General features: G+C 67.5%; 14 protein-coding genes. 11 read left to right on the top strand and 3 right to left on the bottom strand.

Features of this window, described 5'->3' with window-relative positions:
- The gene (locus ACT2B0_RS13575) at nucleotides 1-1,146 is read right to left on the bottom strand and encodes an EAL domain-containing protein (RefSeq protein WP_473458315.1); all 1,146 of its coding nucleotides are present in this window, start codon (nucleotides 1,144-1,146) and stop codon (nucleotides 1-3) included.
- 205 nt (nucleotides 1,147-1,351) lie between these two features.
- On the opposite strand from ACT2B0_RS13575, the gene ACT2B0_RS13570 reads away from it, so the two are divergent.
- From ACT2B0_RS13570 to ACT2B0_RS13540, 7 genes are all read left to right on the top strand, one after another.
- A complete protein-coding gene (locus tag ACT2B0_RS13570) occupies nucleotides 1,352-2,212 on the top strand; it encodes a TIGR01459 family HAD-type hydrolase (RefSeq protein ID WP_473458313.1) in 861 nt (286 codons plus the stop codon).
- A 25-nt stretch (nucleotides 2,213-2,237) separates the two neighbouring features.
- Entirely contained in the window at nucleotides 2,238-3,224 is a 987-nt protein-coding gene (locus ACT2B0_RS13565; RefSeq protein WP_473458311.1) for a bifunctional riboflavin kinase/FAD synthetase, read from the top strand.
- 117 nt (nucleotides 3,225-3,341) lie between these two features.
- Nucleotides 3,342-4,139, top strand: a complete 798-nt coding sequence (locus ACT2B0_RS13560) for a MipA/OmpV family protein (RefSeq protein ID WP_473458309.1) — start codon at nucleotides 3,342-3,344, stop codon at nucleotides 4,137-4,139.
- A 142-nt stretch (nucleotides 4,140-4,281) separates the two neighbouring features.
- Entirely contained in the window at nucleotides 4,282-4,983 is a 702-nt protein-coding gene (locus ACT2B0_RS13555) for an SDR family NAD(P)-dependent oxidoreductase (protein WP_473458307.1), read from the top strand.
- Entirely contained in the window at nucleotides 4,980-5,720 is a 741-nt protein-coding gene (locus ACT2B0_RS13550; RefSeq protein WP_473458305.1) for an SDR family NAD(P)-dependent oxidoreductase, read from the top strand. The genes ACT2B0_RS13555 and ACT2B0_RS13550 overlap by 4 nt, the downstream gene beginning before the upstream one ends.
- Before the next feature lie 218 nt (nucleotides 5,721-5,938).
- Nucleotides 5,939-9,004: an isoleucine--tRNA ligase gene (locus tag ACT2B0_RS13545; RefSeq protein ID WP_473465744.1), complete on the top strand. Its 3,066-nt coding sequence runs from the start codon at nucleotides 5,939-5,941 to the stop codon at nucleotides 9,002-9,004.
- Nucleotides 9,005-9,209: 205 nt separating this feature from the next.
- On the top strand, nucleotides 9,210-9,845 hold the full coding sequence (locus tag ACT2B0_RS13540; RefSeq protein ID WP_473465741.1) for a hypothetical protein: 636 nt from the start codon (nucleotides 9,210-9,212) through the stop codon (nucleotides 9,843-9,845).
- Nucleotides 9,846-9,894: 49 nt separating this feature from the next.
- Here ACT2B0_RS13540 and ACT2B0_RS13535 read toward each other — a convergent pair whose 3' ends face one another.
- The gene (locus ACT2B0_RS13535; RefSeq protein ID WP_473465739.1) at nucleotides 9,895-10,344 is read right to left on the bottom strand and encodes a nucleoside deaminase; all 450 of its coding nucleotides are present in this window, start codon (nucleotides 10,342-10,344) and stop codon (nucleotides 9,895-9,897) included.
- A gap of 219 nt (nucleotides 10,345-10,563) precedes the next feature.
- Here ACT2B0_RS13535 and ACT2B0_RS13530 point away from each other — a divergent pair, with 219 nt between their 5' ends.
- Nucleotides 10,564-12,492 (top strand): pseudouridine synthase, encoded by a 1,929-nt coding sequence (locus ACT2B0_RS13530; RefSeq protein WP_473465736.1) that lies wholly within the window; start codon nucleotides 10,564-10,566, stop codon nucleotides 12,490-12,492.
- Nucleotides 12,492-13,046: a 16S rRNA (guanine(966)-N(2))-methyltransferase RsmD gene (gene rsmD / locus ACT2B0_RS13525; protein ID WP_473465734.1), complete on the top strand. Its 555-nt coding sequence runs from the start codon at nucleotides 12,492-12,494 to the stop codon at nucleotides 13,044-13,046. The genes ACT2B0_RS13530 and rsmD overlap by 1 nt, the downstream gene beginning before the upstream one ends.
- On the opposite strand, the gene ACT2B0_RS13520 is transcribed toward rsmD, so the two are convergent.
- Entirely contained in the window at nucleotides 13,030-13,323 is a 294-nt protein-coding gene (locus tag ACT2B0_RS13520; RefSeq protein ID WP_473466228.1) for a hypothetical protein, read from the bottom strand. The genes rsmD and ACT2B0_RS13520 overlap by 17 nt on opposite strands.
- On the opposite strand from ACT2B0_RS13520, the gene ACT2B0_RS13515 reads away from it, so the two are divergent.
- Nucleotides 13,217-14,545, top strand: a complete 1,329-nt coding sequence (locus ACT2B0_RS13515; protein WP_473465996.1) for a M16 family metallopeptidase — start codon at nucleotides 13,217-13,219, stop codon at nucleotides 14,543-14,545. The genes ACT2B0_RS13520 and ACT2B0_RS13515 overlap by 107 nt on opposite strands.
- A complete protein-coding gene (locus tag ACT2B0_RS13510; RefSeq protein WP_473465994.1) occupies nucleotides 14,545-15,921 on the top strand; it encodes a M16 family metallopeptidase in 1,377 nt (458 codons plus the stop codon). The genes ACT2B0_RS13515 and ACT2B0_RS13510 overlap by 1 nt, the downstream gene beginning before the upstream one ends.
- Nucleotide 15,922 lies beyond the last annotated feature (1 nt).

Below are 15,922 nucleotides of genomic sequence, written 5' to 3'. Positions count from 1 at the left end.
TCAGGCGACCCGTCCTATGCCCGAACGCACCCGCCGCGGCGGCGAGAAGCGATCGCCGATCATCAGGTCGATGCCCAGGTCGAGCAGATTGACGGCGTCCTCGTCATTCGAGACCCCGGTTGCGATCACCTGGATGCCGGCTTCGGCGGCCGCGTTGACGATGTCGAGGCCTGCCGGGTCGCGGCGCCGCTTCTTGGTGCGGTCCAGCAGACGGTCCGCGCCCAATTTCAGATGCCCGACCTGCAGCTCGCGTAGGGCGGGCAGCGCCTTCGTCGATCCGTCCCAGCCTTCGGCGGCGAGCGTCACGCCGGTTTCCAGCAATTCCTCCAGCGCCGAACGCAGCCCGGTGCCGGCATTGGTCAAAATGGCGGAGGGCAGCGACAAGACGACAAGCCGCGCCAGCGGGGGATGCAGCGCCAGGAACTTGATCGCCAGGCGCAACTCGTCGCGGTCCTGCAAAAGGCTGTCGGAGACGGGGCAGTGCAGCGGCGTTGCCTCGCCGCCAGTGCCCAAAAGGCGGCGGGCGGCTTCGGCGGCGCGACACAGCAGGAGCCGCTCCAGCCTGGCGCGCGGCAGGTCGGCGTTTTCGGCGATCCGGCCGACATTGACCGTTTCGCCGTTTTCGAGCTCGATCAGGACGAAGGCGTCGAAACCGGCAGCCGCGTTGGCGCTGACCGACACGATCGGCTGCAGACTGAGCTGGATGCGCTCTTGGGCGAGCGCGCGCGACAAGACGAGTTCGACGGCGCGGTCGGTATGGCTTGGCTGAACGGTTTCCTCCGGTTTCGACCGGGCCGCGTCAATCGAAACCACGTTGGGCTTGTCCTCGTTCCGTTCGGCGACCCGCTGCGACAGCGTCTGGATTTCACCGCGAATGGTTTCGTGCATTTCCGCGATCGTGCCGGCGCTGGAACTGCTTGTCGAGGCCACCTGCTTCAGGGCGTGGTCGACGGATCGCAGCAGGAGTTCGAACTGGTCGGAGACACGTTTTGCGCGCAGGTAGGCGACGATCGCAATTATCAGGGCGAGAAGCGACGCCACCAGCGTGCCGGCGCCAACGAGAAGGGTGGTCGAAACCTCGCCCGCCGCGGCATGGGCGACCGTCGGCGCCATGGCCAGGCCGGCGGCGCCCAGGCCGAAACCCACGCTGCCTGGGCATCGGCCTCGATATCCCTGTCCGCAAAGGCGCGTCACGGCCAAACTCGTCTCCCATCCGTCCACAGGCTCCAGTTTCCCACGACAGGCGCATCACGTTAAGCGAAACCTGATGACACAGTGAACCGGTTCGGTTAATTCCCGGTGCCGAGCGCGCCCGTCCGGGCGGGTGTCCCCGATCCGCAGGCGGAGTTTCATGTCCAACTTACCGATCACGCTCGACAGGCTCGACGATATCAGCGGACGTTACCGCGTGATCCTGTGCGACGTGTGGGGGGTGGTTCACAACGGCGTCCATGTTTTCGCCGACGCGATTGCCGCGTTGCAACGCGCGCGCCAGGCCGGCAAGATCGTCGTTCTGGTCACCAACGCGCCGCGCCCGCGCCGCGAGGTGGAGGTGCAATTGCGCGCGCTCGGCGTCCCGGCTGACGCCTATGACCGGCTGGTCACCTCGGGCGACGCCACGCGCGACCTGATCCGCTCGGGTCCGCGACGGGTTTTCCATCTCGGGGCGGAGCGCGACCTGTCGCTCTTCGAGGGCATCGATGTCGAACTCGTCGAGGAGCCGGAGGCGTCCGCCGTGATTTGCACGGGCTTTGTCGACGATGAAACCGAAGGGCCCGACGACTATGCCGAGATGCTGATGCGCTTTCGCGCCCGCGACCTGCCGATGGTGTGCGCCAATCCCGACATCGTGGTGGAGCGCGGCGACCGGCTCGTGTGGTGCGCAGGCGCGCTGGCGCGCGACTACGGGCTGCGTGGCGGGCGGACCCTGATCGCCGGCAAGCCGCATCGGCCGATCTACGAACTGGCGCTGGCCGAGGCGAGCGAGATTGCCGGCGAGCCGATCGGCGCCGGCCAGGCGCTCGCGGTCGGCGACGGCATGCTCACCGACATCAAGGGTGCCGCGCAGAACGACATCGATGCGCTTTACATCTCCGGCGGCATTCATGCGCGCGACTACGGCGAGCCTGGCCGGCCGGATCCGGAACGGCTCGCGGCCTTTCTCGCCAAGCATGGTCATGACCCGGTCGCCGTCATGCCGTATCTGCGCTGACGGGCGCCGGGCACGGATGCCGCAGATGAACCAGACAGGTTTCACCCGCCTCGCCGCTGTCGCCGACTTGCCGTCCGGCTGGCGCGGCGGCGTGGTCGCGATCGGCAATTTCGACGGCGTGCATCGCGGACATCAGGTCGTTCTCGGGCAGGCGCTGGCGGAAGCGAAGCAGCGTGACGCACCGGCTCTGGCGTTGACCTTCGAGCCGCATCCGCGCACGCTGTTCCGCCCCGAGCAACCGGTGTTCCGCCTGACGCCGGCGCCGCTCAAGGCCGGACTTCTGGCCGCGATCGGCTTCGACGCGGTGGTCGAGCAACGCTTTGACCGGACCTTCGCCGGTCAGGACGCCGAGCAGTTCGTCCAGCATGTTCTGGTCGACGGCCTGGGGATTGCGCATGCCGTGACCGGTTTCGACTTTCATTTCGGCCGCAACCGTCAGGGCGATCCGGCCTATTTGAAGGCCGCGAGCGTGCGCAACGGTTTCGCGGTCACGCTGGTGGAGGCTTTTGGCGACGAGGACGGAAAGATCATCTCGTCGAGCCGCATCCGCGGGCTCCTCGCCGAGGGCGAGGCGGCGGCCGCCGCCGGCCTGCTCGGTTATCGCTACACGGTCGAGGCCGAGGTGGTGCGCGGCAGGCAACTCGGCCGCACGCTCGGCTTTCCCACCGCCAATATGGCGCTGCCGCCGCAGACCGCGCTGCGGCACGGCGTCTATGCAGTGCGCCTGCGCCGCGCCGACGGCAGCCTGCACGACGGGGTGGCCAGCTTCGGCCGGCGTCCCACGGTCGATGATGACGGCGCGCCGCTGCTTGAGACCTTCGTCTTCGATTTCGACGGCGACCTATACGGCGAGACCTGCCGGGTGTCGCTGTTCGGTTTCCTGCGCGGCGAGGAGAAATTCGACGATCTCGAGGCGCTGTGCGCGCAGATGCGCCGCGACGAGGCCGAGGCGAGGGCGTTGCTGTCGGGTGTGCGCCCGCTGTCGGAGCTGGATGGCGGGATCGCCTTTTGACCCGCGCGCCTGATCCGCGATGCGCCGGCACGCGTAAGCGAGTGTCGGTTAAGGGATGTTTCAGCCTATTGCGATTGAGATAGACCCGCCGGGCGGCAAAAGGGGACAATCACCGATATGGCATTCAGAATTTTCGGCGCGGCGCTGGCCGCAGGACTGGCGCTTGCGACCTTTGAGGCCAAGGCCGAGGCATGGTGGTCGGGAGACTGGCACCTGACCGTCGGCGTGGCGCTGTTCACCGCTCCGGATTACGAGGGCGCCAGGGATTACCTGTTTTCGGCCTCGCCGCTGATCTCGCTCGGCCGGGCCGGCAGTGAAACCCGCTTTTCCTCGCGCAACGACAATATTTCGCTGGCGTTCATCGATACCGGCGATTTCCGCGCCGGCGCGACCGGCAAAATCCTGTTCGGCCGCGATTCCGCCGACTATGCGCCGCTTGTCGGGCTCAGCGACGTGCGCTGGGGCGGCGAGGCCGGCGCGTTCGCGGAAGCCTATCCGCTCGACTGGCTGCGCATTCGCGGCGAGGTGCGCCACGGCATCCGTTCCCATAGCGGCGTGGTGGCCGATCTTGCCGCCGACGCATTCGTGGATATCACGCCTGCCGTGCGGCTGTCGGGCGGCCCGCGGCTTTCCTTTGCGACTGGCGGCTATTTCGACGCCTATTACGGTGTCGACGCGATTGAATCTGCGGCAAGCGGACTGGCGGTCTACGATCCGGATGGCGGCCTGAAATCGGCCGGCGTGGGCGGCGCGGTCACCTGGAAGACGACCGATAAGATAACCACCAGCGTGTTTGCCGAATATTCGCGCCTGCTCGGCCCGGCCGCCGATTCCAGCATCGTGCGCCAGGGCGGGTCGGCCGATCAGGTTCTGGTCGGCGCCTCGGCCACCTATCGTTTCGACTTTTCCATGTAGACACCGGCCGCCCCGTCGCGGCCGGCTGTCACGGCAGCGTGATTTCGCCCGGCGGCGAAACCGACTAAGACACGTGGTCATGACCAAAAGCGCGCCGGCCAGGACCGAAGCCCGAACCGAAATCGGGCCGCGGTCGCCCGGCATGACCGATCGCGTCCTGATAACCGGCGCCACGTCGGGCATCGGGCTTGCGCTGGCCAACAGGCTTTCGCCGCGCGCGCGGCTGCTCTTGACCGGGCGCAGGTCCGAGGACGCGGTGCGGTCGGTGCTGCCGGACGGTGCCGCCTATGCGCAGGCGGACCAGACCACTCCCGAATCCGCGGTGGCCGCGATCGAGGCCGCGCTCGCCCGGCTCAGCTGGGACGGGCTCGACCTGGCGGTGCTCAATGCCGGCACCGGTTTCGTCGGCGATCCGGCAGACGAGCCGGCCGCGCGCTTGCGCGCCACGCTCGATGCCAATCTGGTTGCCGCCGTGCTGATCAGCCGCGCGCTTTATCCGCGTCTTGCCGCCGCCCGGGGACGGCTGGTGCTCGTCGGGTCGACGGCACGGCGCGGGGCGCCGGATTTTGCCAGCTATGCCGCCACGAAGGCCGGCCTGCATGGGCTGGCGCGGGCGCTTGTCGAGGAATGGCGCGGCCGGGTCGAGGTCAGGATCGTCCATCCCGGTCCGACGGCGACCGCGATGCACGCCAAGGCCGGCCACGATCCCGGCCGTCTCGGGCGCCTGTTCTCGCCGCCGGACACGATGGCCATGCTGATCGAGCGCGCGGCCGGCTCGGACCGGCCGGCAACCACACTGTCGTTTGCCCGCTTTGCCTGGCGGCGGGCGCAGGAGCCGCGATGAAACGCGCCCTGGTCACGGGAGCAACGCACGGGCTCGGTTGCGCCATGGCCGCGCTGCTGGTCGAACGCGGCTACGCGGTGATTGCGGTCGACCGCGTGGCGGGCGCGGACCGGCACGGCGTGAGCGATCTTGTGTGCGACCTCGCCGATCGCGACGCCGTCGACCGGATGCTGCCGCGTCTGGTCGGGGCGGGGCCGTTCGATCTCGTCGTCTTCAATGCCGGCGTCAGCGCCACCGGCCGGTTCGAGGACATCCCGGCCGAGGCCTATCGCCGGCTTTTGACGGTGAATGCCGAAACGCCGATGGTGATGGCTGCGGCGCTGATGAAGGCCGGCGCGGTGCGTGGCGGGCTGTGCTTCGTGTCGTCGCTGTCGCATTTCACCGGCTATCCCGGCGCGGCCGCCTACGCCGCCTCCAAGGACGCGCTCGCCATCTATGCCAGAAGCGTGCGGAAACCCTTCGCCCGGCACGGCGTCTCGGTCACGCTCGCCTGCCCGGGGCCGCTCAAGACCGAGCATGCGGCCCGGCACGCGCCCGACGGCGCGGACGAAACCATGCGCCTGGAACCGGCCATGGCGGCGCGGATCATCCTCGACGCGGCCATCAACGGCCGGCGCCTGATCGTTCCCGGACGCAGGGCGCGGCTGGTCGCGCTCGCCGGGCGCCTGCGACCGCAGGCCGTCACGCGCTGGATGCGGCGCCTGGTGTTCGAGCGGCTCGGGCGCGCGGTGTGGTGAATTGCGCTCTTTATTCTCGCCGCCGGCTCGGTTAAAGAACGCCATCATGTGGACAAGCGCTCGCCTTCGCCGGATTGCGATACGAATTACGGGCCCGGCCCTGCGGGCGGCCTGAGGCTGCCGGAAGGTCCGGGTAGTTCTGCGCTTCGCGCATCCCCTTCGTTCTTTTCAGCCCGGCCCGGGCGCGACTGCCCCGCGGCCACCGACACGGCGAGACCATGACCGACACGTCCGACAAGCTCGATTATTCCAAGACCCTTTTTCTGCCGAAGACCGACTTTCCGATGCGCGCCGGCCTGCCGCAGAAGGAGCCGGAACTCGTCGCGCGCTGGCAGGAGATGAAGCTTTACAAGAAGCTGCGCGCGGAGGCGGCCGGACGGCCGCGTTTCGTGCTGCATGACGGGCCGCCTTACGCCAACGGCAACATCCATATCGGCCACGCGCTCAACAAGATCCTCAAGGACATGATCACGCGCTCCTTCCAGATGCGCGGCTACGATTCCAACTACGTTCCCGGCTGGGACTGCCACGGCCTGCCGATCGAATGGAAGATCGAGGAGCAGTACCGCGCCAAGGGCAAGAACAAGGACGAGGTGCCGGTCAACGAGTTCCGCCGGGAGTGCCGCGACTTCGCCCAGCACTGGATCGAGGTGCAGACCGAGGAGTTCAAGCGACTCGGCATCGAGGGCGATTTCGAACAGCCCTACACGACGATGAATTTCCACGCCGAGGCGCGGATCGCCGGCGAATTGCTGAAATTCGCCATGTCGGACCAGCTCTATCGCGGCTCCAAGCCGGTGATGTGGTCGGTGGTCGAGCGCACCGCGCTCGCCGAAGCGGAGGTCGAGTATCACGACTACGAATCCGACACGGTGTGGGTGAAGTTTCCGGTGGGTCGTTTCACGCCGCCGCAAATGAATATGATGGCGTCGTCGAGCGAAAGCGAACGTGAAATGCGGGAAACCGCGACGCGGATGCATGATGCCATCCGCTCGTCTAGCGTCGTCATCTGGACAACGACTCCCTGGACGATCCCCGGCAACCGCGCCGTTTCCTTCTCGCCGCGGATATCCTACGGTCTTTACGAAGTCACCGCCGCTGAGCACGATTTCGGCCCGCAGCCAGGCGAAACGCTAATATTTGCCAAGGCGCTAGCCGAGGATTGCTTTGCTAAGGCGAAGCTCGGTTACCGTCATTTGTTCGATATTGGTGCAGAAAGTCTGCGCGACATCACCTGTGCTCATCCCCTGAAGGGGCTCGGTGGTGGCTACGATTTCCCTGTCCCTGTGCTTGCGGGCGACCACGTTACCGACGACGCCGGCACGGGCTTCGTACACACCGCGCCAGGCCACGGCCGCGAGGATTTCGACGCCTGGATGTCTGAACAGGATAGCGTCTTCACAGTTTATGCTCGCCATTACAGGGAACTCCTAAATGGCAGCGGTCCAACTCAGAACCAACTTTCGGACGCAATTGGTGTCGCCAAAGAAAAGATGCGCATCCCGTTCACCGTCGACGATGCCGGTTTCTTCACCAGGGACGCGCCGGGTTTCGGGCCGGACCGCGAAGGCGGCGCGGCGCGCGTCATCGACGATAACGGCAAGAAGGGCGACGCCAACAAGGCCGTCATCCAAGCGCTGATCGAAAAGGACATGCTGTTCGCGCGCGGGCGGCTGAAACATTCCTATCCGCATTCCTGGCGTTCGAAGAAGCCGGTGATCTTCCGCAACACGCCGCAATGGTTCGTCCATATGGACAAGGATCTCGGCGACGCCACCACGCTGCGCTCGCGGGCGCTTAACGCCATCGACGCCACCCGTTTCGTGCCGGCCCCCGGCCAGACCCGGCTGCGCTCGATGATCGAGGAGCGCCCCGACTGGGTCTTGTCGCGCCAGCGCGCCTGGGGCGTGCCGATCTGCGTCTTCGCCGCCGACAACGGCGCCGTGCTGAAGGACGAGGCCGTCAATGCCCGCATTCTCGAGGCGTTCGAGAACGAGGGGGCCGACGCTTGGTTCGCCGACGGCGCGCGCGAGCGCTTCCTGGGCGCGCGCGCCGGCGAGCCGTGGACGATGGTGACCGACATTCTGGACGTCTGGTTCGATTCGGGGTCCACCCACACGTTCACGCTGGAGGACCGGCCCGACCTGAAATGGCCGGCCGACGTCTATCTGGAAGGCTCCGACCAGCATCGCGGCTGGTTCCATTCCTCGCTGCTGGAAAGCTGCGGCACGCGCGGGCGCGCGCCCTACGACACCGTCATCACCCACGGCTTCACCATGGCCGAGGACGGGCGCAAGATGTCGAAATCGCTCGGCAACCAGGTCTTCCCGCAGGACGTGATGGCCAAGTCGGGCGCCGACATCCTGCGGCTGTGGGTATCGACCACCGACTATTGGGAGGACCAGCGCCTCGGCAAGAACGTCATCCAGACCAATGTCGACGCCTATCGCAAGCTGCGCAACACGATCCGCTGGATGCTCGGCACCCTCGCGCATGACGACGGCGCGGAGGTGGCGCAGGCCGACATGCCGGAACTGGAACGGCTGATGCTGCATCGGCTGGCCGAGCTCGACGGGCTGGTGCGAACCGGCTACGACAATTTCGACTTCAAGCGCATCGCCCGCGCGCTGGTCGATTTCATGGTCGTCGACCTGTCGGCGTTCTATTTCGACATCCGCAAGGACGCGCTCTACTGCGACGCGCCGTCGAGCCTCAGGCGCAAGGCGGCGATCGTGGTCGTGCGCCGGCTGTTCGACGCGGTGGTGAAATGGCTGGCGCCGATGCTGCCCTTCACCATGGAGGAAGCCTGGCTCGCGCGCTACCCGGACGCCGTTTCGGTGCACCTGGAACAGTTTTCCGAGATTCCCGCCGACTGGCGCGACGACGCGCTGGCCGCCAAATGGCGCAAGATCAGGCAGGTGCGGCGCGTCATCACCGGGGCGCTGGAGCTGGAGCGGGCCCGCAAGACGATCGGCTCGTCGCTGGAGGCGGCGCCGGTCGTCCACGTCGCCGACGCCGAGCTTCTGGCCGCGCTCGACGGCGTGGATCTCGCCGAGATCGCGATCACCAGCGGCGCCGAGCTGGTGGCCGGCGCTGCGCCCGACGGCGCGTTCGCCCTTGCCGATGTCGATGGCGTCGGCGTCGTCTTTGTCCGCGCGGCGGGCACAAAATGCGCGCGCTCCTGGCGCTTCACCGACGATGTCGGTTCCGATCCGGACTTTCCCGACGTGTCGGCGCGCGACGCCGCGGCCTTGCGCGAGTTACAGGCGGCGGGACGATTGTGATCAGGCAGACGCGCCTGCCCATGGGCGGGCGCGTTGCTCTTGTTTCGGGCTTCAGGTAAAAGGCGGGCCGATGTCCCGTCAATTTGTTGCCGGATTTTCGGCTCAAGACGGTGCGGACGGGCAGATTTGCAAGACCAAGAGGCGGTTTGAAGTGAAAACAACTGGCGTTTTGCGCACAGGCGGTCCCGCCGGACCGAAAGTCCTGATGCTTGCCGTCGCAGCCGTTTCGCTGTCGGCCTGCATGGGCTCACCGACCTACGGCACCGATAAACCCGCCGACCAGCAATTGCTGGAGGATCTGACCGGCGTTCTGTCGCTGGGGCCGAAGGACAAGAAGACGATCCAGTACAAGCCGCGTCCCGAACTGGTCAAACCGGCCTCGACCGACAACCTGCCGGTGCCGCAGGACGGCGTCGTGACCGCGTCGAACCCGGCCTGGCCGGAATCGCCCGAACAGCGCCGCGAGCGCATTCGCGCCGAGGCCTCGATCGGCAGCGAAGCCTATAATTTCGAACCGGACGTGGTCGACGGCGCCGGGAGCAGAAATAAGCGCATGCCCGTGAGGCATACGAAAGGCGATCCGGTCGACATCAACGGCAAATCGATTCTCGAGAATAGCGGCGGTCGGGGCCGCAAGGAATTCAACCGCCGGCTGGCGGAGAACAATCAGGGCAATCCCACCAATCGAAAATATCTGTCCGAGCCGCCGCTCGACTACCGCGCGCCCGCCGCCTCGGCGCCGGTCGGCGATGTCGGCGAGGACGAGTGGCGCAAGAAGAAGCGCCGTGAGCAGGGCGGCACCAAGGGGAGCTGGAGCCTGCGCGATCTCGTGCCCTGGTAAGCGATGCGCGGCGCCGGGTTCGGCGATGGCGCACATGACGGTGTCGGCTCTAGTCGCGGCGTTCGCGGAAAAACTCCTGCAACAGCGCGGCCGCTTCGCGTTCGGCGAAGCCTGAATAGGTATCCGGCGCGTGATGACAGGTGGGCGAGGCGAAGAAGCGGCAGCCGTTTTCGACCGCACCGCCCTTGATGTCGGCGGCGGCGAAATAGAGCCGGCGGATGCGCGCGAACGAGATCGCCGCCGCGCACATGGCGCAGGGTTCCAGCGTGACGTAGAGATCGGCCCCGTCGAGGCGCTGCGAACCGGCGACGTGGCAGGCCTGTCGGATGGCGAGCATTTCGGCATGGGCGGTCGGGTCGTTCAGTTCGCGGGTGCGGTTTCCGGCCCGGGCGATGATGGCCCCGTCGGCGACGATGACGGCCCCGACCGGCACTTCTGACCGCGCGGCGGCGGCCTGTGCCTCGGCCAGCGCCTCGCCCATGAAATCGGGACGTTTCACGGCGTCTCCATCGGATAATTCTCTCGCATGCCCTCGGGCTTGCTGATAGTTAGCCGCGCGGGACGGCCGACGCCAGAGCCAACGGACGGACACACGGGCGTTTCGCAAAAAGATCGCGTCCCGGCGACGGGCAGAACATGATCGGGTTTCGATGAGACGGCCCCATGTCGGTGGCCGCTTTCGGTCACGTGCAGGCAACAAGAAAGACAAGACAAGACCATGTCGAAGGATGACAAGCCGGGCCGCGGCCCGCGCGGCCAGGATCGCAAACCCGGTGCCGGCGGGGACAGGGCGGGCGCCAAGCCGGGATTCGCCAAGCGGGCGAAGACGTTTGGACGTGGCGCGCCGGAAGTAGAACGCGAGGCCGGCGAGCGGATCGCCAAGCGCCTCGCCCGCGCGGGCATCGCGTCGCGGCGCGAGGCCGAAATGCTGATTGCGGCCGGGCGCGTGGCGGTCAATGGCCGGGTGCTCGACAGTCCCGCGATCAATGTCGGACCGGCGGACCGGATCGACCTCGACGGCCAGCCGATCCCGGCGGTGGAGCGCACGCGGCTTTTTCTGTTCCACAAGCCTGCCGGCCTGGTCACCACCAATCGCGATCCGGAAGGCCGCGAGACGATTTTCGACGCCCTGCCCAAGGATCTGCCGCGCCTGATCACGGTCGGCCGGCTCGACATCAATACCGAGGGGCTGCTGCTTCTGACCAATGATGGCGGGCTCGCGCGGACGCTGGAATTGCCGTCGACGGGCTGGTTGCGACGCTACCGGGTGCGCGTGCACGGCACGGTCGACGAGGCGGGCTTGAAGTCGCTTGCCGACGGCATCGCCGTTGACGGGGTTTTCTATGGCTCCATCGACGCCACGCTGGAACGCCAGCAGGGCAGCAATGCCTGGCTCAGCATCGGCCTGCGCGAGGGCAAGAATCGCGAGGTCAAGAACGTGCTCGGGTCGCTCGGCCTGGAGGTGACGCGGCTTATCCGCATCTCCTTCGGCCCCTTCCAGCTTGCCGACCTCGCCGAAGGCGCGGTCTTGGAGGTCAAGGGCAAGACCCTGCGCGATCAGCTCGGCGAACGGCTTATCGAGGAGGCCGGCGCCAATTTCGATGCGCCGGTCGTCACGCCTTTTTCCAACAGTCCCGTCGCCGCGTCGCCGGCCCGGCCCGCGCGCGATCAGGCCGCGCAGGGCGAGCGCCGGCGCCGCGAGCCGCTGGAGCCCGGCGAGGGCGGTCTGATCAAGTCGAAGCGCCGGTCGCGCGACGATCGCCGGGAGGGCGCGCTGTCGCGGCTCGACACCAAGCCGCAACGAAAGGATTTCGGGGCCAAGAAGACGGCCGAACCGCGTCGCGCCCGCTCGGCCAATGTGTGGATGGCGCCTGGCGCCCGACCGCCCGGCAAGGCCAAGGCGGACGACCAGACCGAACCGGCGCGGGAGCGGAAGGGCGCTCGCGGCGAGGCTCCGCGCAAACCCTATGCGCGGCCCGACCGCGACAAGGGCGAAGGGCGCGGCGAGGCCCCGCGCAAGCCTTATGCGCGGCCCGACCGCGACAAGGGCGAAGGACGTGGCGATGCCACGCGCAAGCCTTATGCACGACCCGACCGCGACAAGGGCGAAGGGCGCGGCGAGGCTCCGCGCAAGCCTTATGCACGGCCCGACCGCGACAAAGGCGAGGGACGCGGCGACGGCCCGCGCAAGCCCTATGCGCGACCCGACCGCGACAAGGGCGAAGGGCGCGGCGATGCCCCGCGCAAGCCTTATGCACGGCCCGAGCGCGACAAAGGCGAAGGGCGCGGCGAGGCTCCGCGCAAGCCTTATGCACGGCCCGAGCGCGACAAAGGCGAAGGGCGCGGCGATGCCCCGCGCAAGCCCTATGCGCGGCCCGAGCGCGACAAAAGCGAGGGGCGGGGCAAGGCCGAAGGTGGCCGCCATGACGGCAAGCCCGCTGGCCCGCGCAGGGATTTCGCCGGCAAGGGCAATACCGGCAAGCCCCGTCCGGCGGGGAAGGCCGGCGCTGGGGGCAAGCCGGCAGGCAGGCCCGGCGCAAAACCGGGCGGCGCGGCCGGCAGGGGCGGTAAGCCCGGCGGCTTTTCCGGCAAGCCCGGCGGCGGCCCGCGCAAGGCCGGTCCGCGGGCGAAGCCGAAAGGACGCTGATGCGGATCGTGGGCGGTGAATTCCGCGGTCGGGCCCTGAGCACGCCGCGCTCGGATGCCATCCGGCCGACGAGCGACCGCGCCCGGGAGGCCTTGTTCAACATTCTCGCCCACCGATTTTCCGGCCAGCCCGAAGGCGCGCGTGTGCTCGACCTTTTCGCCGGCACCGGCGCGCTCGGCCTGGAGGCGCTGTCGCGGGGCGCCGGCTTTTGCCTGTTCGTGGAGGAGGCCGCCGCGGCGCGCGCCCTGATCCGCGCCAATGTCGAAAGCTTCGGGTTGCAGGGGCGCACCAAGATATTCCGCCGCGATGCCGCGCGGCTCGGCGACGCGGGCACGATCATGCCCTTCGATCTGGTCTTTGCCGATCCGCCCTACGGCAAGGGCCTGGGCGAGCGCGCGATCGCCGCCGCGCTTGCCGGCGGCTGGCTCAAGCCCGATGCGCTGGTGGTGCTGGAAGAGGCCGCGTCGGCCGCCTTTGCGCCGCCTGCCGGTCTGAAGATTGTCGAAGAGCGCCATTTTGGCGACACGATCCTCCGGTTCATGCTCCTCGCGTGAGCGCCGTATGCGCGCGGCCGATGCCGAAGAGTTCATCGGCGCTTGCGTTCAGACCATAGCCGCGTTGCGTTACGCTGCGCGGGACAAATCCACTGCCGAGGTGATCGACCATGCCTGACGTCCGGTTTCGTTTTCGATTGGCGGCCGCTGCCGTCATGTCGGGCGCAATTATGCTTTCCGCCGCCAGTGCCGCCCCGTCGGCGACCGGACCGAAACCGGACGGGCAATCGGCGGTCAGCCGGTTCGTGCTCGACAACGGGCTTGAAATCGTCGTCATACCCGATCGCCGGGCGCCGATCGTCACGCACATGCTGTGGTACAAGGTCGGCAGCGCCGACGAGGCGCCGGGCAAGTCCGGCATCGCCCATTTCTTCGAGCATCTGATGTTCAAGGGCACGACCAATCATGCGCCGGGCGAATTCTCACGCCGCGTCGCGGAGATCGGCGGCCAGGAAAACGCCTTCACCTCCTACGACTATACCGCCTATTTCCAGCAGGTGACGCCCGAGGCGCTACAGACGATGATGGCCTATGAGGCCGACCGCATGCGCAACCTCGTCCTGACCGAGGCGGTCATCGCGCCGGAGCGCGACGTCATCCTGGAAGAGCGCGGCTCGCGGGTGGAAAACGAACCGGGCGGCCTGCTCGGCGAGGAAGTCAACGCCACGCTGTACCAGAACCATCCCTACGGCGTTCCCGTGATCGGCTGGATGCACGAGATCGAGGCGCTGAACCGGACCGATGCGATCGCCTTTTATGAGCGCTATTACGCGCCCAACAACGCGGTGCTGGTGGTGGCCGGCGACGTCTCGGCCGAGCGGGTGCGCACGCTTGCCGAACAGACTTACGGCAAGGTCGCGCGGGGTGCGGCGCTGCCGGCGCGACTGCGGCCGCGAGAACCGGAACAAAATACCAGGCGTACCGTGACGCTGAACGATGCGCGCGTGTCGCAGCCCTCCTTCCGCAAGGCCTGGGTGGTGCCGTCCTATGCCACCGGGGCTTCCGGCGAGGCCGAGGCGCTCGACCTTCTGTCGGAAATCCTCGGCGGCGGCGTGCGCAGCCGCGCCTATGAGGCGCTGGTGGTCGAGCAGGCAATCGCCTCGTCGGTGGGCGCCTACTACCAGTCGGACGCCCTCGACGATACTAGCTTCGAGATTTACGGCCGGCCGCGCGGCGGAGCGACGATTGCGGAGGTCGAGAAGGCGCTGGACGCCGAAATCGCGCGGATCGCCGAGGAGGGGGTGAGCGAGGACGAACTTGCCGCCGCCAAGAAGCGTTATGTCCGTTCGCTGATCTTCGCGCGCGACAGTCAGCGCGGCATGGCGCATATCTATGGCGCGACCCTGACCACGGGCGGCACGATAGAGGACATCGCAAAATGGCCCGAGCGTATCGAGGCGGTCACGGCGCAGCAGCTGCAGGCCGTCGCGCAACGCTATCTGGTGCCTGACCGGTCGGTGGCCGGTTATCTGTTGCCGCTCGAGGAGACACGCCCGTGATGTTTTTCCGTCCGATGCAAAAACCGATCCTCACCGCGGCACCGTTGCGCCCGGCCGTGGCGCTTGCCGCCTGTGTCGCCTTGCTGGTGAGCGCCTTCATCGCGATCGCGCCGGCCCGCGCGGCGGTCGAAATCCAGAAAGTGGTCAGCGACAAGGGCATCACCGCCTGGCTGGTGGAAGACTATTCCGTGCCGCTGATCTCGATCCGCTTCGCCTTCGAGGGCGGCAGCACCCAGGACCCGGCCGGCAAGGAAGGCCTGGCGCAGCTGATGAGCGGCCTGTTCGACGAGGGTGCCGGCGATCTCGAACGCAAGGCGTTTCAGGAAAGGCTCGACGCCAGCGGCGCGGAGATGTCGTTCAGTTCGGGCACCGATGCGTTTTACGGGTCGATGCGCATGCTGGCCGAGGAACGGGCCGCGGCGTTCGAACTGCTGGCGCTCGCCGTCAACAGGCCGCGTTTCGACGCGGAGCCGCTAACACGCATCCGCGCCCAACTGATCGCACGGCTCAAGGCGCGCGAGCGCGACCCCGGAACGCGCGCGGATATTGCCTGGACCAGCGCGATCTATGGCGAACATCCCTATGCGCGGCGCAGCGAGGGCACGGCCGAAACGCTGGCCGGGCTGAGCGCCGACGATCTGACGGCGTTTCATGGCCGCCTGTTTGCGCGCGACAATCTGGTCGTGGGCGTGGTCGGGGCGATCGATGCCGAGACACTCAAAGGCGAGCTTGACCGTGTGTTCGGCGCGTTGCCGGCCGCCTCGCAGCTTGCGCCGGTCAAGCAGGTCGACCCGAAACTCAATCAGCGCATCGCGCTCGATTTCGACGTGCCGCAGGCATCGCTCCGCCTGGCCTATCCCGGCCTGGCGCGCGACGACCCGGCATTCTTCGCCGCCTATCTGATGAACCACGTTCTGGGCGGGGGCACGTTTTCGTCGCGATTGTTCACCGAGGTGCGCGAAAAGCGCGGCCTGGCCTATGGGATCGGCTCGGGGATCATGAACCGCGACTATTCATCCGCATTGATGATCGGGACGTCGACCAGGGCCGACCGTGCCGCCGAAACGCTTGCCGTCATCCGTGACGTGGTCAAAGAGATGGCCGAGAACGGACCGAGCGAGCAGGAGCTCGCGGACGCCAAGGCCTATGTGAAAGGCGCCTACGCGATCGGCAATCTCGACACCTCGATGGCGATCGCGCGCACGCTGGTCGACCTTCAGGTAGAGGATCTCGGTATCGACTATATCGAACGGCGCGAGGCGCTGATCGACGCGGTCGACCTCGACGCGGTAAAAGAGGTGGCCAAACGCTTGCTCTCGGCCGAACCGGCGGTGATGATCGTGGGACCGGCGGCGGGTACGGACAAGGAGGACTGAG

The organism is Nitratireductor sp. J20-h4, from assembly GCF_056780505.1.
Note: the sequence above shows the minus strand (reverse complement) of the source record. Positions and strands in the feature narration are given on the sequence as shown.